This window comes from Bradyrhizobium diazoefficiens USDA 110 (genome assembly GCF_000011365.1).
GTDB lineage: Bacteria > Pseudomonadota > Alphaproteobacteria > Rhizobiales > Xanthobacteraceae > Bradyrhizobium > Bradyrhizobium diazoefficiens.
In genome coordinates, this window is the sequence record NC_004463.1 from 4,712,946 (window position 1) to 4,739,364 (window position 26,419).

At 66.0% G+C, this 26,419-nt stretch carries 23 protein-coding genes; 6 read left to right on the top strand and 17 right to left on the bottom strand.

What is annotated here, in order from left to right:
• Positions 1-502: 502 nt before the first annotated feature.
• Positions 503-1,399 (top strand): DMT family transporter, encoded by an 897-nt coding sequence (locus BJA_RS21275; protein WP_011087048.1) that lies wholly within the window; start codon positions 503-505, stop codon positions 1,397-1,399.
• Between the two features lie 58 nt (positions 1,400-1,457).
• Here the strand turns inward: BJA_RS21275 and BJA_RS21280 are convergent, their stop codons facing one another.
• The 3 genes from BJA_RS21280 to BJA_RS21290 form a co-directional block, all read right to left on the bottom strand.
• On the bottom strand, positions 1,458-3,713 hold the full coding sequence (locus BJA_RS21280; protein WP_038966842.1) for a CHASE3 domain-containing protein: 2,256 nt from the start codon (positions 3,711-3,713) through the stop codon (positions 1,458-1,460).
• Positions 3,710-4,126, bottom strand: a complete 417-nt coding sequence (locus tag BJA_RS21285) for a response regulator (RefSeq protein ID WP_011087050.1) — start codon at positions 4,124-4,126, stop codon at positions 3,710-3,712. The genes BJA_RS21280 and BJA_RS21285 overlap by 4 nt, the downstream gene beginning before the upstream one ends.
• 236 nt (positions 4,127-4,362) lie before the next feature.
• Positions 4,363-4,983, bottom strand: a complete 621-nt coding sequence (locus BJA_RS21290; RefSeq protein WP_028171220.1) for a BA14K family protein — start codon at positions 4,981-4,983, stop codon at positions 4,363-4,365.
• A 244-nt stretch (positions 4,984-5,227) separates the two neighbouring features.
• On the opposite strand from BJA_RS21290, the gene BJA_RS21295 reads away from it, so the two are divergent.
• The gene (locus BJA_RS21295; protein ID WP_011087052.1) at positions 5,228-5,635 is read left to right on the top strand and encodes an NADH:ubiquinone oxidoreductase subunit NDUFA12; all 408 of its coding nucleotides are present in this window, start codon (positions 5,228-5,230) and stop codon (positions 5,633-5,635) included.
• A gap of 377 nt (positions 5,636-6,012) precedes the next feature.
• Here BJA_RS21295 and BJA_RS21300 read toward each other — a convergent pair whose 3' ends face one another.
• Positions 6,013-6,699: a DJ-1/PfpI family protein gene (locus BJA_RS21300; protein WP_011087053.1), complete on the bottom strand. Its 687-nt coding sequence runs from the start codon at positions 6,697-6,699 to the stop codon at positions 6,013-6,015.
• Between the two features lie 94 nt (positions 6,700-6,793).
• Between BJA_RS21300 and BJA_RS21305 the strand changes: the two genes are divergently transcribed.
• Positions 6,794-7,732, top strand: coding sequence for a GlxA family transcriptional regulator (locus BJA_RS21305; RefSeq protein WP_011087054.1), 939 nt, complete (start codon positions 6,794-6,796; stop codon positions 7,730-7,732).
• Positions 7,733-7,829: 97 nt separating this feature from the next.
• Here the strand turns inward: BJA_RS21305 and BJA_RS21310 are convergent, their stop codons facing one another.
• The 3 genes from BJA_RS21310 to BJA_RS21320 form a co-directional block, all read right to left on the bottom strand.
• On the bottom strand, positions 7,830-10,967 hold the full coding sequence (locus tag BJA_RS21310) for an acetoacetate--CoA ligase (protein WP_162494092.1): 3,138 nt from the start codon (positions 10,965-10,967) through the stop codon (positions 7,830-7,832).
• 294 nt (positions 10,968-11,261) lie between these two features.
• Positions 11,262-12,269 carry a Na+-dependent transporter gene (locus tag BJA_RS21315; protein ID WP_038966848.1) on the bottom strand — a complete coding sequence of 336 codons (1,008 nt, stop codon included), beginning with the start codon at positions 12,267-12,269 and terminating at the stop codon, positions 11,262-11,264.
• A gap of 11 nt (positions 12,270-12,280) precedes the next feature.
• Positions 12,281-13,228, bottom strand: a complete 948-nt coding sequence (locus BJA_RS21320) for an alpha/beta hydrolase (protein WP_011087057.1) — start codon at positions 13,226-13,228, stop codon at positions 12,281-12,283.
• 208 nt (positions 13,229-13,436) lie between these two features.
• Here BJA_RS21320 and BJA_RS21325 point away from each other — a divergent pair, with 208 nt between their 5' ends.
• Positions 13,437-14,477, top strand: coding sequence for a DUF2155 domain-containing protein (locus tag BJA_RS21325; RefSeq protein WP_038966849.1), 1,041 nt, complete (start codon positions 13,437-13,439; stop codon positions 14,475-14,477).
• A 12-nt stretch (positions 14,478-14,489) separates the two neighbouring features.
• Here BJA_RS21325 and aat read toward each other — a convergent pair whose 3' ends face one another.
• The 10 genes from aat to BJA_RS21375 form a co-directional block, all read right to left on the bottom strand.
• Entirely contained in the window at positions 14,490-15,170 is a 681-nt protein-coding gene (gene aat, locus BJA_RS21330) for a leucyl/phenylalanyl-tRNA--protein transferase (protein ID WP_011087059.1), read from the bottom strand.
• Positions 15,171-15,217: 47 nt separating this feature from the next.
• Entirely contained in the window at positions 15,218-16,333 is a 1,116-nt protein-coding gene (locus BJA_RS21335) for a sensor histidine kinase (protein WP_011087060.1), read from the bottom strand.
• Positions 16,330-16,770 carry a response regulator gene (locus tag BJA_RS21340; protein WP_011087061.1) on the bottom strand — a complete coding sequence of 147 codons (441 nt, stop codon included), beginning with the start codon at positions 16,768-16,770 and terminating at the stop codon, positions 16,330-16,332. Before BJA_RS21340 ends, BJA_RS21335 begins: the two co-directional genes overlap by 4 nt.
• Positions 16,767-18,284, bottom strand: a complete 1,518-nt coding sequence (locus BJA_RS21345; RefSeq protein ID WP_011087062.1) for a sensor histidine kinase — start codon at positions 18,282-18,284, stop codon at positions 16,767-16,769. Before BJA_RS21345 ends, BJA_RS21340 begins: the two co-directional genes overlap by 4 nt.
• Before the next feature lie 104 nt (positions 18,285-18,388).
• Positions 18,389-19,747: an acetyl-CoA carboxylase biotin carboxylase subunit gene (gene accC, locus BJA_RS21350; protein ID WP_011087063.1), complete on the bottom strand. Its 1,359-nt coding sequence runs from the start codon at positions 19,745-19,747 to the stop codon at positions 18,389-18,391.
• 59 nt (positions 19,748-19,806) lie between these two features.
• The gene (gene accB / locus BJA_RS21355; protein ID WP_011087064.1) at positions 19,807-20,292 is read right to left on the bottom strand and encodes an acetyl-CoA carboxylase biotin carboxyl carrier protein; all 486 of its coding nucleotides are present in this window, start codon (positions 20,290-20,292) and stop codon (positions 19,807-19,809) included.
• Positions 20,293-20,328: 36 nt separating this feature from the next.
• Positions 20,329-20,796, bottom strand: coding sequence for a type II 3-dehydroquinate dehydratase (gene aroQ, locus BJA_RS21360; protein WP_011087065.1), 468 nt, complete (start codon positions 20,794-20,796; stop codon positions 20,329-20,331).
• 226 nt (positions 20,797-21,022) lie between these two features.
• Positions 21,023-21,868, bottom strand: a complete 846-nt coding sequence (locus BJA_RS21365; RefSeq protein ID WP_011087066.1) for a DUF1236 domain-containing protein — start codon at positions 21,866-21,868, stop codon at positions 21,023-21,025.
• 208 nt (positions 21,869-22,076) lie between these two features.
• Positions 22,077-22,844, bottom strand: coding sequence for a DsbA family protein (locus BJA_RS21370; RefSeq protein WP_011087067.1), 768 nt, complete (start codon positions 22,842-22,844; stop codon positions 22,077-22,079).
• A gap of 94 nt (positions 22,845-22,938) precedes the next feature.
• On the bottom strand, positions 22,939-24,339 hold the full coding sequence (locus BJA_RS21375) for a M48 family metalloprotease (protein WP_011087068.1): 1,401 nt from the start codon (positions 24,337-24,339) through the stop codon (positions 22,939-22,941).
• 204 nt (positions 24,340-24,543) lie between these two features.
• Here BJA_RS21375 and BJA_RS21380 point away from each other — a divergent pair, with 204 nt between their 5' ends.
• Both BJA_RS21380 and BJA_RS21385 read left to right on the top strand, forming a co-directional pair.
• Positions 24,544-25,731 (top strand): pyridoxal phosphate-dependent aminotransferase, encoded by a 1,188-nt coding sequence (locus BJA_RS21380; RefSeq protein ID WP_011087069.1) that lies wholly within the window; start codon positions 24,544-24,546, stop codon positions 25,729-25,731.
• A gap of 89 nt (positions 25,732-25,820) precedes the next feature.
• Entirely contained in the window at positions 25,821-26,378 is a 558-nt protein-coding gene (locus tag BJA_RS21385) for a biotin transporter BioY (RefSeq protein ID WP_011087070.1), read from the top strand.
• Positions 26,379-26,419 lie beyond the last annotated feature (41 nt).

Below are 26,419 nucleotides of genomic sequence, written 5' to 3' on the forward strand. Positions count from 1 at the left end.
AGCCTGTTGCCGGCCCGTTCTGGCGCCCGAAAAGTCCGCTTACCGCGGGCAGACAAGCCCTCATCCCGCTGCCTTTGGCTGGCTTGGCGGAGTGACGATTTGCGAGACCCTTTGGGGGAGTGCCGGCGGGACGCAAACTCACTCGCGCCGAACGGACCGAAAGCTAGGACTCTCCGTTGCGCCCGTCAAGAACTAGTGCGAGTTCCTGAATCAAATACTAAATATGGTGGATTGCGGGGGATAACAGGGGGCAAGCCCGCGCCTGTTGTGGAGGCAAGTATCAGTGAGTCCTCAGGGATTCCCAACTGAAAAAATTTGTGTCCCGTCGTGATCGGAACCCTTCACCCCGCTCTTCACAGGGCAGGTATATTTTTGGCCGGCGGGGTTGCGCCAGCAGGACTCACGTAGCCTTACGGAAGGTGAGGGCAGGCATGCCCGCCGAGGTGGTGGTGGGGGGCGCGAATCCGCGCCAAGCTGACCTCGATTTTGCCGGGTACCCCACATGCTTGATTCGACTCGGCCGGTGCTGCGACCGCGCATCGCCCCGGCCGGCCTGATGTTCCTTGCCATCACCTCGATCGGTTGGGGTTTCAACTGGCCGGTGACGAAATTCCTGCTCGCCGAGCTGCCGCCGCTGACCTTGCGCGGGGTGACCGGCGTGCTCGGGGCTGGTCTGCTGGCCGCGCTCGCCCTGGTCCGTGGCGACAGCCTGAAGGTGGCGCGCGAGATCTGGCCGCGGCTGCTGACCGCCGCCGTCCTCAACGTCACCGGCTGGATGGTGCTGATGGGCCTGGCGCTGCTCTGGCTGCCCGCCAGCGAGGCCGCGCTGATCGCCTACACCATGCCGGTCTGGGCCTCGATCATCGCCTGGCCGGTGCTGGGCGAGCGGCCGACCGTTCTGCGCACGCTGGGGCTGGTGATGGCCTTCGTGGGCCTCGCCTCGATCATGGGCGGCAACGGCATTGCCGCCAGCACGGAGAAGCTGCCAGGCATCATCATGGCGCTGTTCGGCGCGCTCGGCTTTGCCCTGGGCACCGTGTTCTCGAAAAAGTACCCGATCCGCCTGCCGCCGATCACGGCCGCGGCCTGGCAGATCGGGATCGGCTGCCTGCCGATCTCGATAGTCGGTCTGCTGATCGAGACCTCGCATCTGGAGCTGGTGACGCCGGTCGGCTGGTGGCTCCTGGTCTATTCGACCGTGGTGCAGTTCTGCATCGCCTATGTGAGCTGGTTCGCCGCGCTGGCCCGCCTGCCGGCCTCGGTTGCCGCGATCGGGACCATGGCCGTACCGGTCATCGGCGTCGTGGCCTCGGCGATCGCACTGCACGAGCCGCTCGGGCCAGGGCAGATCGCGGCGCTGGTCTTCACGCTCGGTGCCGTGGTGCTGGCGACGCGCTAGATTCTTGTTTGACGCGTTTTCTTTACGCGAACCGGTATCCACTTCGCTTGAAAACGCTTTAGACCGCCATCCCGCCGCCGCCCAGCGCCTTCCGGATCATCTCGGCGAGCTGGTTGCGGCGGTAGGGTTTGGTCAGCAGCAGCACGCCGTCGTCGAGCTTGCCGTGGTGGACGATGGCGTTGTCGGTGTAGCCGGAGGTGTAGAGCACCTTCAGTCCCGGCCGCCGCCTGGCCACTTCCTCGGCGAGCTCGCGCCCGCTCATGCCGCCGGGGATGACGACGTCGGTGAAGAGGAGATCGAAGGCCTGCCCGGCCTCGATCGCCTGCAGCGCGGCGCGGCTGTCGGGCGCGGCAACCGTCTGGTAGCCGAGGCTCTGCAATTGCGCGGTGACGAAGTTGCGCACCAGTGGATCGTCCTCGACCACGAAAATGATCTCGGCACCGCCTTCGGCCTGAGGCGCGACGGTCGCGGCCACTTCCGCCATGCCTTCGCCCGGCGGCAGATAGAGCTTGATCGTGGTGCCGTGGCCTTCCTCGCTGTAGATCTTGATGTGTCCGCCGGACTGCTTGACGAAGCCGTAGACCATGGAGAGGCCGAGGCCACTTCCCTTGCCGACCTCCTTGGTGGTGAAGAACGGCTCGAACGCCTTCTCCTGGATGTCCAGCGGCATGCCGGTGCCGGTGTCGCTGACCGCTAGCATGACGTAGGGGCCGGGCACCACGTCCGCATTGGCCTGCGCATAGGCCCCGTCCAGCACGACGCGGTGGGTCTCCAGCAGCAGCTTGCCGCCGTTCGGCATGGCGTCGCGGGCGTTGATCGCCATGTTGAGCACGGCATTGGTGAGCCGGGACGGATCGATGTGCGCGGTCATCGGCCCCTGTTCCAGCACGGTCTCGATCTGGATCTGCTCGCCGAGGGTGGGGCGCAGGAGTTTTGCGATGTCCGTGATCGCGGCGTTGATCTCGACGTTGCGCGGCTGGAGCGGCTGCCGGCGTGCGAAGGCGAGCAGGTGCTGGATCAGCTCGGCGCAGCGCTCGGCGGCATCGTCGATCAGGCGCGCCACGCGCTGGAGCTGGGGCTGCTCCTTCAGGCTCGCCACCAGCGTCTCGGTATTTCCCGAGATCACCGTCAGCATGTTGTTGAAGTCGTGCGCGACGCCGCCGGTCAGCTTGCCGATCGCATCCAGCTTCTGCGACTGCTGCAATTGCCGCTCGGTCTCGCGCGAGGTGGTCGCATCGTGATAGACCAGCACGGCGCCCGAGATTTCGCCTTGTCCGTCCCGCATCGGACGGCCGCTGATCATGAGGTGGCGCACCTGATTGCCGCTGTGCGGGCGGACGATCATCTCCAGGTCTTCGAACTCCTCGCCGTGCAGCACACGCACGGAAGGCAGCTCCTCGGCCTTCATCGGCGTGACGCCGTCGCCATGAAAGACGTCCGACAGCACCCGCAGACTGCTCAGGTTCATGCCGGTGCGGTGCAGCAGCATGCGCTCCGCGGCCGGATTGGACAGAAGAACGTTGCTGTCGACGTCGATGACCAGCACCGCCTCCGCCATGCTGCGAAAAGTGCTCTGGAGCACGTTGACGGACAGGCGGAGCTCGTCATGCGCGGTGACCAGATGTTCGGTGCGTTCGGCCACCGCCGCCTCGAGTTGCTCCTTGGCGGCGGTGGTCTCCAGCAGCGTGCTCTTGAGCGCGCCCTCGGTGCGCCGGCTCTCGCGCATCACCATCACCACCAGCAGCAGGATCACGAGCGCGCCGGCGACATCGATGCCGAGCAGCACGATGCCGGTGCGACGCGAATCCTGGGAGCGCGCGGCGAGCAATCGTTCTTGCTCTGCGCTCAGACGGTCGAGATTGCCCATCACCGTGTCCATCAGGCCGCGGCCCTCGGCCTTGCCGTTGAGCGCGGCAATGCCGGCCTGGTCATTCATGGCGCGCAGGCGCATCGCCTCGGCAGCGATCTCGACCCGGCGCAGCGCCAGCGGCTCGGTGCCCTCCAGCAGCGTGACCTGATCGGGGTTGTCGCCCACGCCGCGCTTGAGGTCGGCGAGTGCCGGCGCGATCTGGGCATGCACCGCCTGGAATTCGTCGCTGAAGGCCGGGCTGCGATAGATCTCGTAGCCGCGCGCGGCGCTCTCGGCGCGGCGCATCAGGACGCGCAGATCGGAGATCTTCTTCTGGACCTGGACGGTACGGCTGACCCACGCCGAGTCGGACCGCGACTTGACGTCGAGGCCGATCGAGGCGGCGGTGATGATCAGGAGGATTGCAAGTCCAGCACCGAGAATGACGCGCTGCGTTGGAATCAAGGGGCTTCTTTCTTGTCCTTCGGCTGTGCGCTCTCGCCCGCGAGACATTCCCGGATTGTCGTCAGCAGCGCTTCCGGCGTGAACGGCTTGCGCAGGCAACGCGTTGCGCCGAGCTCCAGCGCCATGCGGAGGAAATCGGGAGAGGGCGAGGCCGACGATGCAAAGGCGTAACCGGACATCGCGATCAGCGGGATCGCCGGCGCGCGCTCGTGAAAGATGCGGATGGATTCGAAGCCGCGCATATGCGGCATGAAGATGTCGACCAGCATCACGTGATACGTCTGCGCTTCCAGCGCAGCCAGTCCCGCTTCACCGCCGTCGGCTAGCGTAACGTCGAAGCCCTGACGTTGGAGAAGGACCTCGATGGTCGCGCCGACCATCGGATCGTCATCTACCACGAGAATACGCGGCATGACCTTTCCCAGTAGATCGAAGTCCCCGCATTGGTGATATCCGCGAATCGTGGGTCGGGTCAATTTTGGATTGGATCAGGGTAGATATGCACGGTGCGGTGAATAAAGGTCCGTTTGCGTCGACTTGTACATATCGTCGCGGGAACAGGTGCACGCGCAACTGGTGAAAGCGGAGCACACGCGAAAACGGCGCCGCATCACTGCGACGCCGTTTCTGTCAAGCATTGTAGTTGCGGTTACGGGCAGGGATGACGCAGGCCGTCATAACCGAGATAGGTGCCCGACGCCGGGTCGTAGGAGCGGTAGCGCTGCGCGCAGTAGCCCGCGGAATCGCCGCCGCTGTCGGGAACGACCGCCACCGACGGCTCGTCGTAGTAGCTGTCGTCGCCGTAGTAGTAGGGATCGTTGTAATACCCGCCGCCATAATAGGCGTATGAGCCGAGGCCGCCGATAGCAGCACCTGCCGCGAAACCGGGCCAGAACCCGCCGCGATGATGATGACGCCAGCCGCCGTTCCAATTGCCGCCACCGCCCTGCCAGTTGCTGCCGGCGGCTGCGAAGTTGCGGCCACCGCCACCGCTGAACGACGGAGCAGTGCCGAGGCCGGGACGCGCCACTGCACCAGCCGCAAAATTGCCGCCGCCACCGCCGATCCGTGGACCGGCGCTGAAGCCGCCCCCGCCCATTCGGGCGCCGCCGCCACCGCCGCCGAAGTGAGCGCCGCCGCCACCGCCGAAGTGAGCACCGCCCCCGCCGCCGAAATGGCCACCGCCACGGCCCTGCGCGAAGCTCGGTGTCGCCATCGGAAGGACCAGCGCCAGGGCTGCCGCCGCGCCTAAAACTCTCAGACTGTTCATGTTCAAACTCCTTTTCCAGGGAGCAAACCCCTTGAAAGGGCGAAGGTTCCTGGATTCACGCGGGTGTGCGCGTGTGAAGGGGAGATTTTCACGCGGTCGCTGTACCCGGCATGAACGGATCGCGTCAGCTTTGCGGCGGCGCTGCCGCGCTCCGACGTTCGCGTGGGGCACGGCCGCAGCCGCCGAACTGGACATTTCCGTGACCGGATGGCATCAGGACCCGACGAAGCAGGGCCCTTGCCGCATGAAACAGTTCTTCCTCAAGTTTTTCACCTGGTGGAGTGGCCAGACGTTTGGCACCCAGCTCTGGACCAAGCGATACGGCGAGCTGGTCGGTCAGGACGAGCAGGGCAATCTCTATTATCGCACCCGCGGCGGGGCGATCGACCCGACGCTCGGCTTCGAGCGGCGCTGGGTGATCTATAACGGCTATGCGGAAGCGAGCCGGATCCCGCCGTCCTGGCACGGCTGGATCCATCACGTCGTCGACGTGCCGCCGACGCAGGACAACTACCAGCCGCGCGAGTGGGAAAAGCCGCACCAGCCGAATCTCACGGGCACGGCCAACGCCTACCGCCCCTCGGGCTCGACGCTCGCCGGCGGCAAGCGGCCGAAGGCGACCGGCGACTATCAGCCCTGGACCCCTGGCTAGGCTTCCAGCCTTCGTCGAATCGTCATCTTCGGATTGGATGCAGGCGCATCCGGCTGATCCAGCTGTGGACAACGGGAACAGCGGGGATGCCGGCTGCGCGGCCGTTGTGTTCGCGCCGGCGATGCGGCTCAATGGTCCCATCTTACGGAGATGGGAGACCATCGCGTTCGGTTCGGGCAACAGTTCGCGACTGTCCCGAAATGCAGCGGCCGCCGACCAGGACTCGGTCGGGAGATAGGCCCCCGGTCTGGAAGTTCCGAAATCGCCCGATGAAATGTGCAGCCGCCGTAAGACAGGAAAGGCCGCTTGGGAAACCGAGCGGCCTTTTTCTGTTGGGATGAGTTGCGCGTCCGGGACACGAGACTGATTGCGTGGAATCAGATGACCCGTTCAGCCGCGCGTTTGACCGCCTCGAGGCGGCGGGCCTGATTTGCGGCGCCGCGCTCTCTCAGCAGGGCCAGCACCTCGGCGGGCGCGGTGTCGGGCGAGCCGGACGTGAACGGCGGGGCGGGGTTGTATTCGATCTGGAGCTGGATCGCTTCCGCCGTGGTGCGGTCGACCAGGATCGACACCAGCGTCAGCGCGAAATCGATCCCGGCGGTGACGCCGCCGCCGGTGACGCGGTTGCGGTCGATGCAGACGCGCGTCTTGGTCGGCGTTGCGCCGAACTGGCCGAGCATCTCCATCGCGCTCCAATGGGTGGCGGCGCGGTAGCCCTTGAGCAGGCCGGCGGCGCCGAGCACCAGCGCCCCCGTGCAGACCGAGGTGACGTACCTGGCGCCTTCGGCCTGCCTGCGCAGGAAATCCAGCACCTCTTCGTCATTGAGCAGATCGTTGGTGCCGCCGCCGCCGGGCACGCAGATCACGTCGAGCTGCGGGCAGTCGGCGAATGTCGTGGTGGGCGTCAATGTCAGCACGGAATCGCTCGGCACCGGCTCGATCCGCTTCCAGATCAGATGCAGCTTGGCGCCGGGAACGGCGGAGAACACCTGCAAGGGGCCGGTGAAGTCGAGCTGGGTGACGCGCGGAAACACCAGAAGTCCGATCTGGAGCGGGGACGACATTGGGAGATCCTCCAATCATGGGCTTGACGCGGGCACACTGGCATGATGCCCTTCTGTCCAAAATGGCATAATTCCCTCAATTTCGGACATAACCATGATCGGCATTCTGATCTTCCCGGATTTCCAGTTGCTCGATGCGGCGGGCCCGATCTCGGTGTTCGAGGTCGCAGCACGCTGCGCCGGCAAGCCGCTTGCGCTGCGGGTGCTGGCGATGAATGCGGGGCCGGTGCGCAGCTCCTCGGGCGTCGAGATGATGGCGCGTGATTTCAAATCGGCGAACGCCATCACGACACTCGTCATCGCGGGCGGTGCGGGTGTGGCGGATGCCGCGCGCTGCGAGGTCACGCGTGCCTTCGTGCAGCGGCTGGCGCGGCGCGGCGTTCGGGTCGCCAGCGTCTGCTCGGGCGCCTATGTACTCGCCGAAGCGGGTCTGCTCGACGGACGCCGCGCCACCACGCATTGGGGCCGCACACGCGATTTCGTCGCGCGCTATCCCAAGGTGAAGTTCGAGCCGGACCAGATCTTTACCCGCGACGGCAATGTGTGGACGTCGGCAGGCATCACGGCGGGCATCGACCTCGCGCTGGCGATGGTCACGGAGGACCATGGCGAGGAGATCGCGCAGGCGGCCGCGCGCCAGCTCGTGCTCTATCATCGCCGCAGCGGCGGCCAGTCGCAATTCTCATCGCTGCTGGAGTTGAAGGCGCCGAACGGCCGGTTCGGTGCGCTGTTGTCCTGGGCCCGCGAAAATCTCGACGCGCCGCTCACGGTGGAAGAGCTCGCCGATCGCGCCGGCATGAGTGCGCGGCACTTTGCCCGCGCCTTTGCCGCCGAGACCGGCACGACGCCGTCGAAGGCGATCGAGCGGCTGCGGATCGAGGTCGCGCGCGAGCGCGTGCAATCCTCGCGCGAGGCGATCGAGCTCGTTGCGGAGGCGACCGGATTCCGCGACCCCGAACGGATGCGGCGCGCCTTCATCCGCGCGTTCGGCCAGCCGCCCCAGGCGTTGCGGCGCGCGGCGCGGGCGGGGTAGGTGGTGTGCTCGTAAATGTGCCGCGCGCGTGCGTGATAGCGAGGTCCGCGTTGCCACGAAAGCGGACGTCGACAATGCGCAAAGCGAATGTCCGCCTTCAGATGGGCAGGAGTACGATTTCCGAATACAGCCTGTCGAGCTCGCCGTCGGCGATCAACGGGGAACGGAAGCACGTGATCATCGGGAGCATCATGCCTCGTGGTGGGACCGGAAAGATTCGCGCCTCCGCGACGAGCGCCACCGTTCGCTGCCGGCGCAAGATCGCCAGCTTGACGCGCTCGAGATGCCGCAACAACAGAACCGGCGCACTACAATGCAGAATGTCCGAATAGGGGATTTTGAGCGGCAGAAACCGTGCCAGTCGTCCCAATCGACTTGCTGCAAGACGCTGATCGCGGCGCTTCACCACGAGATAGGCGTAATCAGGCCCGTCGACGACGATGAGCTGCAGGCAATCATACGCCGCGTGATCGTCGAAGATTTGCCTTTGGTGGCTGGTCAGTCTCTCGCGGACCACGGCCGGATCGAAGCTGATCATCGGCCGGGTCGAGCCGAACAAGGTCGCGGCCTGTAGCAATGGCGGTATGGCGATGCGCTGCGAGTCCAGCGGTTTGAAACGCTGTGCGATGAGGGCGGCCCAAGACGACGGCTGTGGAGTGAAGCACGTGTATGTGGCGTTCGCGTCATCCAGCATTGATGCGAGCAGCGCCATGCCCCAGCCGCGGTACTGCGCGCGTACAACCCAAGAGGACAGATTGCAGACGAGGACTGCCTCCTCGTTCACCTGCCGCCGGGCAGCAACTGCCCCAATGAATCCAACCAAGGCGTTGCCGTCGAAAAGCATGAAGCCGCGGGTGTGATCCGACCAGCCATGATCGAACAGACGGCGCCATCTCGTGGCATCGATGCCCGCCCCGCGAAACGATTCCTCAAGAAAGCGGCAGACCGGCTCCACGTCCTCCGGACCGAGGGCACGGACGTGCAGGCCCGACCGGCCAAGCTGCTGGGCCGTCATTGCCTCCGCGCCGGAGAGGACCGCGATCAGGCCTTCGATCGACGGCGCCCGCAGAAAGGCCGAAAGTGGCACCGGATGCCCTGCATAGCTCTCGATCTCCAGGAGCAGGCTGACTATGGCCAGCGAGTCCGCGCCGAGGTCCAGAAGATTATCGGACCAGCCGATGGGAGCCAGGTCCAGCACGCGCTGGCAGATCGCCTGCAGGTCTTTCCGCAGCTGCTCAACGTCTGGGAGCACTCCACAGACCGGGGTCGGCTCCCGAGACACACTGGCGGTCGGAGGCGCTCGCAGAACCGGATGGTTGGCGATGGCCTCAAGGCATTCGGCATTCTGCAGGGCGTCGCGATTCCGTACAGGGCGGCCGTTCACCGCATCCCGCGCTGCGATTTCGGACCGCTTGCCGTTAAAGGTGACAGGAAGCGCGTCGACCTGTGCGATACGCGCCGGCACGAAGGCCGGCGAGCCGCAGCGTGCAAGCTCGGAGCGGATGTGCTTGGCGAGAGCGCTGTCGAGCACCACGCCTTCGCGCAACACGAGCAACAAAACCATGCGTGTGCCGCCTGGCTCGTCTTCCGCTTGTTGCTCGACCGCCATCGCCTCGACGATCCCGCCGACGTCATCGAGGATGCGGTAGATCTCCGCGGTCCCTATGCGGATGCCGCGCACGTTGAGGACGCCGTCTGAACGACCATGCAAGCGCCAGCCCCCATGAGGCGTGGCCTCGATCAGATCGCCATGGGTCCAATAGCCGGGGTTCTGAGCAAAGTAGGCGGCGTGGAAGCGGGTGCCGTCGGCATCGCCGTGAAAGCCGAGGGGCCGCGAGGGGAAGGGGTTGGCGCAGACCAATTCGCCTATCTCCGCCTGCGGATCGTCAGGCGGCGGCAGCGAGCGGACATCGAGGCCGAGGCTGCGGCACTGTGCCTCGCCGCGATGGACCGGCAGATTCGGATTGCCAAGGACGAAGCAGCCGATGATGTCCGTGCCGCCTGAGATCGACTGCAGCGGCATCGACGACTTCACTTTGCTGCTGACCCAGTCGTACTGGCGGGGATAGAGGATCGAGCCGGTCGAGAGCATGGTGCGCAGGGCAGAAAGGTCGAGCACCCGCCCCGGGGAGAAACCCTTCTCCTCGCAGAAGTGCAGATAGGCGGGATTGGTGCCGAACACGGTCACACGTTCCTCGGCAACAATCCGCCAGAACGTGTCCGCCGCTGCGAGCGGCCCGTCGTAGAGGACAATCTCGACGCCGGACGCCAGCGCCGAGAGCTGCCAGTTCCACATCATCCAACCGCAGGAGGTTTGGAAGAACAGCCTGTCGCCGTGGCTGAGATCACAGTGCAACCGGTGCTCCTTCAGATGCTCCAGTAGGGTGCCCCCGGCGCCGTGCTGAATGCATTTTGGCGGGCCCGTGGTGCCCGAAGAGAACATCGTGAACAGCAGATGGTTGAACGGGTGACGAGGCCAGCTTGGCCCAATCTCGCCACCATCATCATCACCGAGCAGATCGGCAAGCCTGTGCAGAGGTGCCGTCCCCTCACCGACGTCCAGCGAGCCATCGTCCAGCGCAATGATCGCCGCGAGGCTCGGCAGGCCGGCCGCCGTTTCGAGGACGCGCTCGGCGACCGGAATTCCCGCATCCCATCGCTCCGCTCGAAGGCAGCCGAAGAGCACCACGGCCTCGAGAGGGGCGAACCGCGCCAGGATCGCGGGCACGCCCATCTCCGGCGCGCAGCTGGCAAAAGTCCCGCCAATCGCGGCGGTCGCCAGACAGGCAATGACCGCCTCGGCATTGTTGCGTGCGATTGCCACGACGTGGTCGCCGCGGCGCACACCGAGCCGCTGCAACGACTTTGCCAATCGATCAACCGCGACGCGCAACGCGCCACGCGTGAACCGGTCGCGGCTGCCGTCAGCGTGGCAGGCTGTCAGGACCGGCTGGCCGGGACTGCCGGCGAGGAGGCACTCGGCGTAGTTGAGACGAAGATCCGGGAAGAAGCGCGCGGTCTCGCAGGCATCGCCGACGCAGACGGGCTCGGCTGCACCGTCCCGCGGCACGTCGGACCACTCAAGGAAGAGACGCCAGAAGCTGTGGAAATCCTCCACCGAGAAGCGGTCCATCGCAGCGTGATCGCTCAGCTGCTGCCCCGTTCGGGCCTCACACCATTGGCCGAAAGCAGTGAGCTGAGAATGTGCGATGCCATGAGCATCGGGACGGAACACGACTTCCTCCAAACCCGCCTCTGGGTGGCACGCGACGACCAAGCCGCAGGCAACGTTGGATAGCGTTCGCATCGCTCGGGGAGAATCATCCTCCGGGGTTATGTGGCGGATTGACGCATGTTGGCGGGAGTACCCCGCCTGAGCGCCAGCGAGCGTAAGCCGCCACTCCTCCAGCCACTTTGGGGTCGTCTCCTTGATGGCCGCTGTGGGGCACAGGGTGTGAAGTTCCGAGAGTGGGACCGCCTGTCCCGTTCACCCTCGAAAGCAGACATCCCCGGATTTATGAGCACATGCCTAGGTCGGGTTATCTGCAGCTGCCCGGCCGGAGGTACCGGCGTGTGCCGTCAGCCGGCGCGCGATCGGCGTCAGGAGGTAGGGCGCAAGATGAATTGGAAACTGCGTGAGCGCGAAGTAGAGCCAGGTTGTGGCCGGCAGTGCGCCCGCGGTCGCGGCCAGCATCAGCCCGAGATTGCGCTGTGACACCATCAGGCCGATCGCGAAGGCGCGCTCATAGCCGACGCGGCGGAAGATCAGCGTCGTGACGGTGAGCAGGGTGAAATAGACCGCGAAGGCGAGCAGCGCGACACCGATCGTGAACAGGGGGGCGGCGAGGAAGTCGGTTGCGACGTCGCCCATCACCGCCGAGGCGAACACCAGCAGGATGACGATGTTGATGCCGTCGATCGGACGCTTGTGGCGCTGGATCGTCTCGGTGCCGAACAAGCGGCGGATGACGGTCGCGGCCAGCAGCGATGCCGCGAGGATGCCGAGCAGCTTCAGGCCGAGCGTGAGCGGCGAGATGCTGAGCATGCCGCCGAGGAAGAGGCTCGCGAACAACGAGGCCGTGAAAGGCACCAGCGCGGTGGCGGTCACCAGCGCGACCAGGGGAAGCGTCGCATCGAGACCCATGAGCGCTGCGAGCGCCGGGGCGGCCATCATCGGCGAGGCCATGCCCTGCAGCATCAGCGCGAGGAAGAGGCCGGGCGAGCTTCTGTCGAGCCCGCTTACATGTGCGAGCAGCCCGACGATCAGCGGCACGCCGATCGTGGTCCAGGCCGTGGCGGCCGCGACCAGGGCCGGCCGGCGCAGATGTCCGTAGAGCGCCGCCAGGTCGACCCGCATGAAGGAGATGCAGAGCAGAAGGAAGATCGCTTCGGTGACGTAGGGGCGCAGCAGCGCGCCGAGCGGCGGCACCGCAACCGCGATGAAGGCGATGGCCGCCACGGCGCCCGTGCCCTGGTCGCCGAGCCATGTCAGCCCGCGCAGGGGAATGGCGAAGATCGTTTGAAGATTGGAAGCCATGCGCGGCGTCGTCAGCCCAATCCCTTCAACCACGCGCCGATCTCGCTGACCGCGACATTGGCCTCTCGCAACAACTTGCCCATGGTGAAGAAGCCATGGAATTGGCCGGGAAAGTGCTTGTAGGTCACGCTGACGCCGGCCTGCTTCAGGCGCGCGGCATATTCGTCGCCTTCGTCGCGCAGGGGATCGGCGCCGGCGGTCAGCACATAGGCCGGCGGCAGGCCGGCAAGGTTTTCCGCGCGCGCCGGCGAGGCGCGCCAGTCGTGGATGTCGGCGGCGCCGTTGAGGTAATGGTCACGGAACCACCGGATCACCGAATGGGTCAGCAGCACGCTGGTCTCGGGCTCGCTGTGGGAGCCGTGCGTCATGGCGAAATCGACGGCCGGGTAGATGAGGATCTGGCCGGCGATCGCAGGGCCGCTGTCATCGCGCGCAGCGAGCGCGACGACCGCGGCGAGATTGCCGCCGGCGCTGTCGCCGCCGATCGAGAGACGGGAGGCGTCGATGCCGAGCTCGCACGCATTCGCGGCAACCCATTTGGTCGCGGCGATCGCATCATCGGCCGCGGCGGGAAATTTGTGCTCGGGCGCGAGGCGGTAGTCGACCGAGATCACGATCAGCGCGGCTTCGACGGCAAGCTGGCGGCAGACGACGTCATGGGAGTCGAGATCGCCGATCACCCAGCCGCCGCCATGGAAGAACACCAGCGCCGGCGACAGGCCGTCGTGCCGGCGCGGGTCGTTCGGCACATAGATGCGGGCCGGGATGGTGCCGTGCGGCGCCGGGATCGCCAGCGGAGCAACGCGGGCAAGTTCGGGCGGCTCGGGGTTGGTGGCAAAGCGCGCCTGGGCGTAATAGGCGCGCGCTTCCGCTGCGGTCAGGGTCTCGTAGGCGGGGCGGCCGGCCTCCTGGAAGGCCATGTAGACGGCGGCGGCATCGGGATCGAGCACAACGGGCATGGGGGGCGACCTTGGGGCTTCTGTTTATCGTTGGACGGCATGTTCGGGGGGCGGGACCTGCCTCGGCCCCCAGGGAAGGGTCGTCCGACTATCCCATTCGGCCGGTGGTCTGGCCAGCCGGGGCCGGGCAGGGCAGGGATGCCGCCCTTTCCCCGCCGTATTCGGCGTGTTAACCGGATGGCCTGCGAGCGGCGGTATCCCCTGTAGAATGTCCAGCAAGCCCGATTCGCTGTTGAAGCCGCGCGAGAAGATGGTTCGAACCCTTACCCTGACAGGTCTTGCGGCGCTTCTTGCCGCCACTGCGCTCACGGCTGCGACGCCCTCACAGGCGCAGATCGGCACGATCTTCTCCGATCCGCCGCCGCTGCGGCCGCCCGGCAGCATTCCGCGCGGACAGCCGCAGCCGCAGGTGCCCGACGACGACGAGGAGGTCCCCGAGCTGCCGCCGCAGGGCCGCGTGCTGCCATCGCGTCCGATGGCGCCGCCGCCCGGACGTCAGGGCAATGTCATGCCGGGGCCGGTCGAGACCCAGCCTTTGGCGCCGCCGCCAGGCTCCACCGTCGCTCCGCCGAACCAGCCGCCGCCCGTGGCGGTCACGCCGCCAGGCGCCCCCCAGCCGGGCGCGCCCGGTCAGCGCCAGCCCCAGCAGAAGGGCGGGCCGGGCGGTGCCGTGCCGCAGACGCCGGCGAGCCTGCAGCCGGGCGACGAGGTCGTGACCGAGCCGCCGGCCCAGAAGATCGTGAACAAGAAGGCGACCTTCTCCGGCCTCGACAAGATCACCGGACGCATCATCAATTTCGACGAGGATATCGGCGAGACCGTCCAGTTCGGCGCGCTGCGCGTCAAGACCGATGCCTGCTACACTAGGCCGGCGACGGAAGCCGCCAACACCGACGCCTTCGTCGAAGTCGACGAGATCACCTTGCAGGGCGAGGTGAAGCGGATTTTTTCGGGCTGGATGTACGCGGCAAGCCCCGGCCTGCACGGCGTCGAGCATCCGATCTACGACATCTGGCTGACCGACTGCAAAGAGCCGCAGCAGACCATTGCGACGGCTGCACCGGATCCCGCGACCAAGCCGGCTGCGCCGCCGCCGCCCGCGCAGAAGAAGGCCGCGCCCAAGCAGGCCGTGCAGCAGCGTCCGCCGCAGCCATTGCCGCCGATCCAGCAGCAGCAACCGGCACCGCCGCCGCCCCCGCCACCGGAGCAGCGGCCAGGCCTGTTCGGTATCCCCGGATTCGGCCGCTAAGCCGGCTATCGACTATTGCCGCGAGGCGATGATCTCGAGCGCGCGAGCGCCCGGGATCGCCTCGCCGGGCGAGAGCTTGAGGAAATCGCCGGGCTCGCCCGCCAGCGCCTTGTCGAGCAGCGCGGTGTAGCGCCGCCGCGGAATCTCGACCGCACCGAAGTTCTTCAGATGCTCGGTGACATATTGCGTGTCGAGCAGCTCGAAACCGCCATGGATGAGCCGCGCGACCAGGTGCACCAGCGCGACCTTCGAGGCATCGCGCGCGGTGTGAAACATGCTCTCGCCGAAGAAGGCGCGTCCCAGGCTCACGCCGTAGAGCCCACCGACGAGGTCGTCGCCCTGCCAGGCCTCGACGCTGTGGCAATGGCCGAGCTCGAACAGGCCACTATAGAGGTCGCGGATGCGCTTGTTGATCCAGGTGTCCTCGCGCCCGGCCTGCGGCGCGGCGCAGCCGGCAATCGTGGCCTTGAACGCGGTGTTGACGGTCACGCGAAACCCATCCGAGCGCACGGTGCGCGCGAGCCGCGAGGCCACGCGGAAGCCGCCGAGCGGGATGACGCCGCGCAATTCCGGCTCGACCCAGAACAGGGTCGGATCGTCGGCGCTCTCGGCCATCGGAAAGATGCCGCAGGCATAGGCGCGCAGCAGCACGGCCGGCGTAATTTCAGACGAAGCGGAGTCGCGCGAAGTCATGGTGCAACAATAGCAGGATCGCAATGCGGTTGCGATGGGGGCGCGGGTCAGCTCGCGGCGGCGCTGTTGCTCTTGCCGGGCGCGACGGGTATGCGGGGGAACCTCAAAAAGATGCGGGTTCCGCTGTGGGCGGGATCGCGCTCGACCGAGGCGTCGAGCTTGGTGGCCATGGCCGCAACGATGCGCTGGCCCATGCCGGTGGAGCGCGGATCGGCCTTGACGTTGTCGCCGACGCCGTCATCGGCAATCGCCAGCAGCAGATTCTCGCCCTGCAGGGTCAGCTCGACATGGATCGGGCCGGCCCCGTCGGGATAGGCGTATTTCACCGCGTTCATCACCAGCTCGTTGACGATGATGCCGACGGCGACCGCGCGGTCCGGATCGATCTCGATCGGCTCGGCCTTCAGCGTCAGGCGCGACATCCGGTTACCTTCGGCCGAACGGCGCAGGTCCTCGAGCAGCGAGTCCAGGTACTGGTTCAGGACGACGCTCTTGAGGTCCTGCGAGGTGTAGAGGCGGCGGTGCACCTGCGCGACCGCGGCGACGCGGCCCATCGCGTTGGTCAGCGCGGCCTTGACCTCTTCCTGCCCGGCTGAGCTCGCCTGAAGATGCAGCAGCGAGGCGATGATCTGGAGCGAATTGCCGACGCGGTGATTGACCTCACGCAGCAGCATCTCGCGCTCGGCGGCGAGCGCGGCATAGCGGTCGCGCGAGGCGTGGATCTCGGCTTCGGCCTCCTCGCGCGCATTCTGCAATTCGGCCTGGCGCAGCGCGCCCTCCGCCGCGACGTGAAGCAGGGGGATGAAGTCGCCCTTGACGTCCTTGACGAGGTAGTCGGCCGCGCCCGCCTTCAGCGCGGTGACCGCGATGCTGGAATCCTGCGAGGCGGTGACGAACACCACGGGTGGGGCGCCCGGGATCGCCATGATCTGCTCCAGCGTCTCGAGGCCGTCGAGACCCGGCATGTACTGGTCGAGCGCAACGACGTCGATGCCGCTTTCGATGCTGTCCTGGGCGCCGGCGCGGCGGATGTGCTCGAGGCCTTCCTCGCCGCTCGCGGCATGAACGACCCTGTAGCCGCGCCGCGTCAGGCCGCGGTCGACCAGGCGCGCGAGCGCGTCGTCGTCGTCGATATACAGCAGTGTCGGCGTTCTCTGGTTCATGTGGCGGCGGGCGGGACCTGGATGACCGAGAAGAACAGCCCGAGTTGCCGGATGGCGTTGGCGAAATTCTCGTAGTTGACGGGTTTGGTGATGTAGACGTTGCAGCCGAGCTCGTAGCAGCGCTTGATCTCCTGGGAGTCGTCTGTGGTCGTGAGGACGACTACGGGCGATGCCTTGAGATGACTGTTTTCCTTGATCTGCTTCAAAATGTCGATCCCGCTCATGTCGGGCAGGTTGAGGTCGAGCAGGATCAGGAGGGCATTTCCCTTCTGGGAAAGCCCGCTGCCGTCGGCGCCGAACAGGTGTCTCATCGCGTCGGTGCCGTTGCCGAACGGGATGATCTCGTTGTTGACGCCGGAGCGACGGATGTTGCGCTCGATCAGCCGGGCGTGCCCCTCGTCGTCCTCGATCATGATGATGGTAACAGGCTGCGTCATCGATCTACGTTCCGGTTGCTGGCGTTCCAGACGACAGGCAGCGTGATCGTGAATGTGCTGCCCGCGTTCAGTTCCGACGATACCGACATGGTGCCGCCGAGACGGCGCACAAGTGCACGCACATGTGCAAGACCTATGCCCTGTCCGGGCTTGTCCTGGGTTCCCGCGCGCCGGAACAGGTCGAAGATCCGCTGATGATCTTTTGGATCGATGCCGCGGCCGTTGTCGCTGATCTCGAAGATAGCGTAGCCGAGCTTGGTGCGCCCGCGAATTCTGATCTCTCCGGGCTCCCCGCTCTTGAGATATTTGATCGCGTTGTCGATCAGATTGGAGAAGATCTGCTCCAGCGCAAGGCGGTCGCTGACGATATTCGGCAGGGGCGCGATGTGGATCTCGGCCTGCGCTTCCACCGCCTGATGCGCCAGTGTCGACACGATGGCCTCGACAAACTCGCGGATGTCGATCTTCTCCGGCTGGAATTCGCGCCGACCCTCGCGGGTGAGGTTGAGGATCGCCGAGATCAGCCGGTCCATCTTGGCGATCGACGATTTGATGAAGCCGAGCGCCTCGGAAAAGTCCGCTGAAAGCTGCTGGTCGGGGCCTTCGAGCGCGATCTCGCCGGGGGCCAGGGGTGGCCCGTCGGCCGGGACGCGGGTAAGGCTGCCGATGCGGCGGAAAATGTCGCCGCCGAGTTCTTCGAGTTCGCTGGTGAAGCCCATGATGTTGACGAGCGGCGAGCGCAAATCGTGGCTGACGATATAGGCAAAGCGCTGGATTTCGTTGTTGGCCTCGCGCAGGTCTGCCGTACGCTCGTCGACGACGGTCTCCAGGTTGACGTTGGCATCGCGCAGGCGCATTTCGGCCTCGTCACGGGCGCGGGCCGAGCGCCGCACCAGCCAGATCGAGATCAGGGCCAGCACCACGACGAGGCCGGAGCCGATGCCGGTCATCGACGCGGCCAGCGTCTGGCTCTGGTCGGAGTTGGCGGTGCGAATCCGGAACAGTCGTTCCTCTTCGCGGGTCATCGCGTTGGCCAGGTTGCTGATCGTGGTTGTAGTGTTGCCGGCGGCGGCCTCGCGGATCAGCGCCGTGGCCTTGTCGGGTTGGCCCTGCTTCACGAAATTCATCTCGCGCGAGAACTGGTCGAGCCGGGTCTCAATCGCCGCGCTCAGCTTCTCGATGCTGTCGCGTTGCGCCGGATTGTCGCCGATCTGCCGCGTGAGCTTGTCGAGCGCCGGAATGATCGCTGCAACGGCCTTCTCGTGATCCGACTGGAAATCCGGTCCCTGCGTCAGGAGAAAGCCGCGGGCGCTGCTCTCGGCGCGTCGGACTTCGAGCAGCAGGGTGTTGATCTGGTTCTCCACCTCGATGGTGTGGACGACCGATTTGCTGTCTTCCCGCGCCTTGTTGACCAGATAGACGGAGCCGGCGCTGATCACGGTCAGCACCAGAAGGCCCGCAGCGAACAGCAGGATCTGCCAAAATGCGCGCCGCCGCTGCGCCTCAGCGGTCACGACGGTCTCGCCCTGTTACGCCGGTGGAGTTCAAAACGCCCCCTTGGAACTGCCCAACCGTCCAGAACGCGATTGGGGCGAGAGGGTTCCACGGGGCGGGAAGACTATTTCGCAGCGGGTTCCGCCTTGCCGGCCAGGTACTGCTCCAGCCAGTGGATGTGGTAGTCGCCGTTGATGATGTCGTCTTCGCGCACCAGCGCGCGGAACAGCGGCAGCGTGGTCTCGATGCCTTCGACCACCATTTCGTCCAGCGCCCGGCGCAGCCGCATCAGGCATTCGGCGCGCGTCTTGCCGTGCACGATCAGCTTGCCGACGAGCGAGTCGTAATAAGGCGGGATCGTGTAGCCTTGGTAGACGGCGGAATCGATCCGGACGCCGAGGCCCCCGGGCGGATGATATTGCAGGATCCGGCCGGGCGAGGGGCGGAAGGTCACCGGATTTTCGGCGTTGATGCGGCATTCGATCGCGTGGCCGATGACCTGGACTTCCTCCTGCCTCGCCGGCAGCTCGCCGCCGGCGGCGATGCGGATCTGCTCCAGCACGAGGTCGATGTCGGTGATGCTCTCGGTGACGGGATGCTCGACCTGGATGCGGGTGTTCATCTCGATGAAGTAGAACTCGCCGTCCTCGAACAGGAACTCGATGGTGCCGACGCCGAGATATTTCATCTCGCGCATTGCCTTCGCACAGGTCTCGCCGATCTTGGCGCGCGCGGCGGCGGAGAGGACGGGCGAGGGGCCTTCCTCCCAGACCTTCTGGTGGCGGCGCTGCAGCGAGCAATCGCGCTCACCGAGATGGATCGCGCCGCCGCGGCCGTCGCCGAGGATCTGGATCTCGATATGGCGCGGCTTCTGGAGATATTTTTCGAGGTAGACGGACGCATCGCCGAAGGCGGATTTGGCCTCATTGGCCGCCGTCGACAGCGCCATCAGGAGGTCGGCCTCGCTGTGCGCGACCTTCATGCCGCGGCCACCGCCGCCCGCCGCCGCCTTCACCAGCACCGGGAAGCCGATCTTCCTGGCGATCCCCAGCGCATCGTCGTCGGGACCGACCGCGCCGTCGGAGCCGGGCACCACGGGGATGCCGAGTTTCTTGGCGGTCTTCTTGGCCTCGATCTTGTCGCCCATCAGGCGGATATGCTCGGCCTTGGGGCCGATGAAATGCAGATTGTGCTCGGAGAGGATTTCCGCGAAGCGCGCGTTCTCGGACAGGAAGCCGTAGCCGGGATGCACGGCGTCCGCCCCGGTGATCTCGCAGGCCGCGAGCAGCGCGGGCACATTGAGATAGCTGTCCTTGGACGGCGGCGGTCCGATGCACACGCTCTCATCCGACAGGCGCACATGCATGGCGTCGGCGTCGGCGGTGGAGTGCACGGCGACGGTCGCGATCCCGAGCTCCTTGCAGGCCCTGAGGATGCGAAGGGCGATCTCGCCGCGATTGGCTATGAGGATCTTGTCGAACATGGTGTCCTTAAGGGACTGGCGCGCGAAATGCGACGGGGGCAGCTGAGCTGCCCTGGCCGTTACTCAATGATGACGAGCGGCTCACCGAACTCGACCGGCTGGCCGTCCTCGACCAGGATCTGCGTCACCGTGCCGGCGCGCAACGAGGGGATCTGGTTCATGGTCTTCATGGCTTCGATGATCAGCAGCGTCTGACCGACCGAGACCTTGCTGCCGACCTCGATGAACGGCTTGGCGCCGGGCTCCGGCGCCCAGTAGGCGGTGCCGACCATCGGCGAGGTGACGGCGCCGGGATGCTTCGACAGGTCGGCCGCCGCGGCAACAGCGGGCGCGGCCGTGGCCACCGGCAGGCCGGCGGCAGCGACCGGCATCGGCATGGTCGCGGCAACGCTGATGTTGCGGGCGACGCGCAGGCGCAGGCCCGCGCGCTCGATCTCGATCTCGGTGAGGCTGGTCTCATCGAGCAGCAGGGCGAGCTCGCGGACGAGCGCGGAATCCTCGCTGGAAAACTTTGCGGCTGCTTTGTCGTCTGGCTGGCGCGCCATGTTCTTGATCCGAATGTTCTGTGTGGGGAGGGAGCGTCAGGCTTTGGGCTTGAGGCCGAGCTTGGCGGCAAGGCCCTGGATGGCGAGGCGGTAGCCCTCGATGCCGAAACCGCAGAGCGAGGCGAAGGCCGCGCGCGCGGTGTAGGAGTGATGACGGAAGCTCTCGCGGGCGTGGATGTTGGTCACGTGCACTTCGACCGTCGGGATCTGCACAGCGAGCAGCGCATCGTGCAGGGCGATCGAGGTGTGCGAATAGCCGCCGGCATTGATGATGATGCCCTTCATCTTACGCGCATGCGCTTCGTGGATGAAGTCGATCAACTCGCCCTCGCGGTTGGATTGACGGCAGTCGGCCTTGAGACCGAATGATGCCGCCGTCTCCCGGCACAGCGCCTCGACGTCGGCCAAGGTCGCGTGACCATACTTTTCGGGCTCGCGCGTCCCCAACATGTTGAGGTTCGGCCCGTTGAGAACGAGGATCGTGTCGGTTGCTGGTTCGGCCATTCCAATCCCGTAAGAGGTGTTTCGGCGTGGCGGGGTTATAGGTAACAAAGCGCCCTAGGGGAAGCCTTGAAGGACCTCCCAGAGGCCTTCAGGCACCTCATCCGGGGTGCAAAAACCTGTGCGGAAGCTACGGAAATTGCTTGTTAACCAGTCAAAAGCATGGCTGTCGGCCGAACGCAAAGGGGCGGGCATCGCTGCCCGCCCCTGAGGTTGCCGTCATCCGGCCTTAGACGTCGAGGATCGCGACGATCTCATAGGTATTCGGATCGATGATCACGATCTGCTCGCGGACCAGCACGTAGCGGTAGCTGCGCCACTCCGGATAGATCGACACGACGCGGGACGGCAGGGCATGCAGCTCGATACCCTCGCGCGGCACGCGGGTGCCGACCGCGATCGAGAAGTTCACGTTGGTCACGGGGGCCACGCGCTCCTCGCGGATCACGGACGTGATCTGGGTCCGCTGCTCGGTCGAGAGCTTGGCGGCAGCGCCGGCCTGGCCGACCGTCGTCGAGGACGAGGTCGAACTCTTGCCCTCGGCCTTCATGTCGGTCGAGGTGCCCGAGCCTGGGCGGTTCTCGGCGTTGCTCTTGGTGGACGTGCCGGCCTTGTTGTCCTCAGCCTTCATGTCCTTGTGGTCCTTGGTGCCGGACTTGGTCGTATCCTGGCTCATGCTCTTGGACTTGTCCTGCTGCGACTTGTCCATCTGACCCTGCGCGCGTTCGTCGGTACGCTGGCCCTTGGTCGCGCCGGCCTTGTCCTCGGCGGCGTTCTTGTGCATCGCGCCGCCCGGGCGCTCGTCCTTCATCGCCCCGGACGCCTTGTCTTCCGCGGCCGCACCCGGCTTCGAGGCGCTGGCGCCGCCAGCCTGACCAACGGTGCCCTTTTCCTTCGTCACGGAGTCCTTGCCCGTGGCGCCGCGCTCGGCCGCACCGCCCGACGGCTGTGTTTGCTGCGCGGGCTGCGCGCCGGCGCCGCCGCTCTCGCGGTTCATGGTGCCCTGTGCGTTCGCCAGTCCGGTGCCGGCGACGAGTGCAAGCGCGGCAACAGAGATCATAAAGCGGTTCAACATTTAGATTCTCCTCACGTGTTTATTTGCGTCATTGCCCGCGCCAACAACGAAAGGAGATATCGGTTGTTCCGGAACATCGGCGGTTCCGCGGCATTTGTTTGTTGAACGCCGGATGAATGATTGTGCCGGATCGCGCCATTGTTTGGCGCAGCAAAAAGGCCGGCTTTTCAGCCGGCCTCGTTGCGTGCGTGAGTTGTGAAGCGCGTGATCAGCAGGTTGCCTTGCCGCAGCGGGCAACGCCGATCTTCTCCTTGAGGCCTTCGAGACCGATGGCGCCAATCACGATCTGCTTGCCGATCACGTAGCTCGGCGTGCCGTTCATGCCCATCGCCTCGGCGAGCTTGAAGTTCTCCTCGATGGTGGCGCGCACCTCGGGGCTGGCGAGATCCTTCTCGATTTTCGCGGTGTCGAGTCCGGCCTCCTTGGCCGCCTGCAGCGCGCGTGCCTTGTCGGCCGCGCCGCGGCCGCCGAGCAGCTTCTGGTGGAAGTCGAGATATTTCTTGCCGGTGGGATCCTGCATGCGCACGGCGACGGCGACCTGGGCGGCCTCGACGGAGCCCTGGCTCAGCACGGGAAACTCCTTCAGTACGACCTTCAGCTTCGGATCGCTCTTCATGAGATCGAGCATGTCGCCCATCGCGCGTTTGCAGTAGCCGCAATTGTAGTCGAAGAACTCGACGAAGGTGACGTCGCCCTCCTTGTTGCCGAGCACGACCTGGCGCGGCGAGTTGAAGATCGCGTCCGCGTTCTGCGCGATGCTGGCCTCGTGCTTCTGGGTTTCCGCCGCGGCCTGGCGCTTGCTGAGCTCGGTCATCGCCTCCTCGAGCACCTCGGGATGGGTGACGAGGTAGTTCTTGATGATCGCCTCGATGTCGGTGCGCTGGGCATCGGAGAAGCTGTCGGCCGACGCGGGCGCGGCTGCGCCGAACATGGCGAGCGCAAACAGCGCGGGAGCAAGCAGACGCAGCGAAGGCATAGGCAAATCCTCTTATCCAAAGCAGGTTTCGGAAAACGTCCCGGCGGGCTCAAGGCTCGGTGTCGTGACGTCGTGGTGTCTGGCGTCGTTCTGGCTAGTTGCGCGGCGGCTTGGCTGCCACGATGTCGTCGGCCTTGACCCATCCGGGCGTGCCGACGGCGAAACGGGTTTTCGCGCGCGTGGCGAGCTCGCGGGCGGTCTTGTTGTCGCCGCGCAAGTAGGCGGCCTGCGCCGACGCGAGATCCGCCTCGGCATAATCTCCCTTCCGGCCATAGGCCATCGCGAGCTGGGTATAGCCGAGCGGCGCCTCGGGCTCCCGCGCCACCGCGGCGCGGAGAATCCGAACGGCATCGTCGGTGTAGGCCTTATTATCGGTTCCAACCAGAGCCTGCCCAAGTAACATCTCGATGAGGGGCGAGTTGCTCGATAGCGCGACGGCCTTGCGCAGGGCAGGGATCGCCTCGGCCGGCTTGCCGCTCTCGAGCAGGGCCTGGCCGCGCACCTCGTAGAAGTACGGGTTGTTCGGCTGGACCTGGATCAGTGCGTCGATCTGGGCGAGCGCGCTGCGCAGATCGCCGTGCAGATAGGTGCTGATGGCGCGGGCGTAGCGTGCCGGCAAGCTGTCGTTGGTCTGGGGATAACGACGGTACACCGTCTCCGGCCGCTCCATGAAGGCGGAGATCTTGGCGCGCACCATATCGTGGCGGAGCTGGAGTGCGGGATCGTCCTTCTTGTCCCAATAGGGGCTGGAGCTGGCGAACTCCTGGAGCGAGGCGACGCGTTCGGCGGGCATCGGGTGCGACTGGAGATAGGGATCGGCGCCGCGCGCTGCGAACAGGCTCTCGCTGGTGAAGCGCTTGAAGGTCTCGTACATGCCCTTCGGCGACTGCTGGGTCGCGGTCAGGAATTTCACGCCGGCGCGGTCGGCGTTCTCCTCCTGCTGGCGCTGATAGGACAACAGCGTGCGGCGGATCATCTCCTGCGGTCCGGCGATCGCGGCCGCGCCGGCATTGGCGAGGCCGTTGTTGCCGGCGTTGCCGCCGCGGGCGCTGCCTGCGGCGATCGCGCCGGCGCCGAGCAGCATCGCGATGATCATCTGGGTCTGCGCGCTGGCGAGCTGCTCACGCAGCTTGGACAGATGGCCGCCGGCCAGATGCCCCGTCTCGTGCGCGAGCACGCCGATGATCTGGTTCGGCGTTTCCGATTGGAGGATCGCGCCGTAATTGACGAAGATGCGGCGGCCGTCCGCGACGAACGCGTTGAACGAGCCGTCGTTGATGATCACCATCTGGATGTTCTGCTTCTCCAGACCGGCGGCGCGCAGGATCGGGCGGGTATACTCGCGCAGCAACTGCTCGGTCTCGGTGTCGCGCAGGACCGGCGGGCCCTTCTGCTGTGCCTGCGCCGCCGGGAGCGGCAGCAAAGCGATCGCCGCGGCGGTGACGACGGCGGTGAGGGCGGAGGCCTTTTTGCGCAATGCGATCTGGAGCAACATCAAGCGGTCTTGGTCAAGCGGTCTTGGCAAGAGATCTTGGCAAGCAGTTTCGTGATTGGTTTTGGCGATTGGCGGCGGACCGGATACGCGATATGGCCTATGAGCCTTACCCCTTATGAGCCGTACAATGCGGCCAGTCTGGGGCGCAAGCGCCCCGTTTCCCGGACCGGACGGGCCGGTCCGCCAGCGAAATAGCAGAAATCGATGCACGATGCGACATTGAGGAACCGGTTGGGGCAGTGGCTCGAGCCCTCCCGCCGTAGCGATGTTCCCCCGTTCATGGTCATGGACGTGATGGCCGCGGCGGCCCGAATCGAGGCCGCCGGGGGCCATGTCATCCATATGGAGGTCGGCCAGCCCGCGGCCGGCGCGCCGAAGACCGCGATTGCGGCCGCTCACGCGGCGCTCGAGGCGGGACGGATCGATTATACCTCCGCGCTCGGCATTCCCAGCCTGCGCGAGCGCATCGCGCGGCACTATCGCGATGCCCATGGCTGTGACGTCAGCGCCGAGCGGATCGTGGTGACGACGGGCTCCTCGGGCGGCTTCATCCTCGCCTTCCTGTCGATGTTCGAGCCTGGCGACCGCGTCGCCGTGACGGTGCCGGGCTATCCGCCGTACCGCCACATCCTCACCGCGCTCGGCTGCGAGCCGGTGCTGATCGAGACCACGAACGAGACGCGTCACGCGCTCACCGGCGAGGCGCTGCTTGCCGCCCATCGCAAGGCGCCGCTGAAGGGCGTGCTGGTCGGCAGCCCCGCCAATCCGACGGGAACGATGATGTCCCGCGAGGCGCTCTCCGGCCTGATCGCGGCGGCCGAAGACGCCAAGATCCGCTTCATCTCGGACGAGATCTATCACGGGCTCGACTATGCGTTTCCGGCGGTGACGGCGGCGGCGCTGTCGGACCACGCACTCGTGATCAACTCGTTCTCGAAGTATTTTTGCATGACGGGCTGGCGCGTCGGCTGGATGGTCGTGCCGGAGCTCCTGGTGCGGCCGATCGAGCGGCTGCAGCAGAACCTGTCGATCTCGGTGCCGTCGCTGTCGCAGATCGCGGCCGAGGCCGCCTTCGACGGCACGGCCGAAATGGGGGAGATCAAGCACGGCTATCAGGAAAACCGGCGCATCCTGATCGAGGGATTGCCCAAGGCCGGCCTCACCAGGTTCCTGCCGGCCGACGGCGCCTTCTATCTCTATGCCGATGTCTCGGACTTCACCTCCGACAGTTTCGAGTTCGCCAAGCAGATGCTGGAACAGGCCCATGTCGCGGCAACGCCGGGCCTCGATTTCGATCCCATCCATGGCCGCTCGTTCATCCGGTTCTCTTATGCGCGTTCGGCGGCGGAGATGCGGGAGGCAGTTGACCGGATCGCTCACTGGCTTAAATAGCCGCCAGTTTTCGCCCACCTCCGGAGTTCATCTTGACTGACCGATCCGTCCCGTTCGCTGCTGCACCGCATTCTCCTCTCGCCGCATTGATGTGGCCAACCCGGCCGGGTGAAACCGTGGGTGCACTGCGCGCCTTCGTACTGGTCGCACTCGGCACGGCGCTGCTGGCGCTGTCGGCCAAGGTGAACCTGCCGCTGCCTTACGTGCCCATGACATTGCAGACGCTGGTGGTGCTGATGATCGGTGCCGCCTATGGCTGGCGCCTTGGCAGCGCAACCATGATCGCCTACCTCGCCGAGGGCGCGCTAGGCCTGCCGGTATTCGCAGGTCCCGTGGGTGGAATTGCGCCGCTGGTCGGCCCGACCGCCGGCTATCTGTTCGGCTTCATCGCTGCGGCCTTCGTGACCGGCTGGCTCGCCGAGCGCGGCTGGGATCGCAGCGTGGTGCTGCTGTTTGCCGCGATGGCCGTCGGCCATATCGTCATTCTGGCCGCCGGGTTCGGCTGGCTGGCCTTTGGCCTCGGCCTTGGCGCGTCCAAGGCCTGGCAGGTCGGCCTGGCGCCGTTCATCGCGGCCTCGCTGGTCAAGAACGCGCTGGGCGCGACGCTGATGCCGGCGGCTCGCCGGATTGTCGATCGCCGCGGGTAAAGCGCGCAAGTACGAGCAGTTCCAATTGACAGGGCCGGCCA

Coding starts and splice junctions, on each gene's coding strand:
- accB (WP_011087064.1), bottom strand. CDS start 20,292: ATGGCGCGCCAGCCAGACGACAAAGCAGCCGCAAAGTTTTCCAGCGAG.
- BJA_RS21285 (WP_011087050.1), bottom strand. CDS start 4,126: ATGCCGCGTATTCTCGTGGTAGATGACGATCCGATGGTCGGCGCGACC.
- BJA_RS21300 (WP_011087053.1), bottom strand. CDS start 6,699: ATGTCGTCCCCGCTCCAGATCGGACTTCTGGTGTTTCCGCGCGTCACC.
- BJA_RS21315 (WP_038966848.1), bottom strand. CDS start 12,269: ATGGCTTCCAATCTTCAAACGATCTTCGCCATTCCCCTGCGCGGGCTG.
- BJA_RS21290 (WP_028171220.1), bottom strand. CDS start 4,983: ATGAACAGTCTGAGAGTTTTAGGCGCGGCGGCAGCCCTGGCGCTGGTC.
- BJA_RS21375 (WP_011087068.1), bottom strand. CDS start 24,339: ATGTTGCTCCAGATCGCATTGCGCAAAAAGGCCTCCGCCCTCACCGCC.
- BJA_RS21295 (WP_011087052.1), top strand. CDS start 5,228: ATGAAACAGTTCTTCCTCAAGTTTTTCACCTGGTGGAGTGGCCAGACG.
- aat (WP_011087059.1), bottom strand. CDS start 15,170: ATGACTTCGCGCGACTCCGCTTCGTCTGAAATTACGCCGGCCGTGCTG.
- accC (WP_011087063.1), bottom strand. CDS start 19,747: ATGTTCGACAAGATCCTCATAGCCAATCGCGGCGAGATCGCCCTTCGC.
- BJA_RS21340 (WP_011087061.1), bottom strand. CDS start 16,770: ATGACGCAGCCTGTTACCATCATCATGATCGAGGACGACGAGGGGCAC.
- BJA_RS21325 (WP_038966849.1), top strand. CDS start 13,437: ATGTCCAGCAAGCCCGATTCGCTGTTGAAGCCGCGCGAGAAGATGGTT.
- BJA_RS21370 (WP_011087067.1), bottom strand. CDS start 22,844: ATGCCTTCGCTGCGTCTGCTTGCTCCCGCGCTGTTTGCGCTCGCCATG.
- aroQ (WP_011087065.1), bottom strand. CDS start 20,796: ATGGCCGAACCAGCAACCGACACGATCCTCGTTCTCAACGGGCCGAAC.
- BJA_RS21320 (WP_011087057.1), bottom strand. CDS start 13,228: ATGCCCGTTGTGCTCGATCCCGATGCCGCCGCCGTCTACATGGCCTTC.
- BJA_RS21385 (WP_011087070.1), top strand. CDS start 25,821: ATGTGGCCAACCCGGCCGGGTGAAACCGTGGGTGCACTGCGCGCCTTC.
- BJA_RS21380 (WP_011087069.1), top strand. CDS start 24,544: ATGCACGATGCGACATTGAGGAACCGGTTGGGGCAGTGGCTCGAGCCC.
- BJA_RS21275 (WP_011087048.1), top strand. CDS start 503: ATGCTTGATTCGACTCGGCCGGTGCTGCGACCGCGCATCGCCCCGGCC.
- BJA_RS21365 (WP_011087066.1), bottom strand. CDS start 21,868: ATGTTGAACCGCTTTATGATCTCTGTTGCCGCGCTTGCACTCGTCGCC.
- BJA_RS21335 (WP_011087060.1), bottom strand. CDS start 16,333: ATGAACCAGAGAACGCCGACACTGCTGTATATCGACGACGACGACGCG.
- BJA_RS21305 (WP_011087054.1), top strand. CDS start 6,794: ATGATCGGCATTCTGATCTTCCCGGATTTCCAGTTGCTCGATGCGGCG.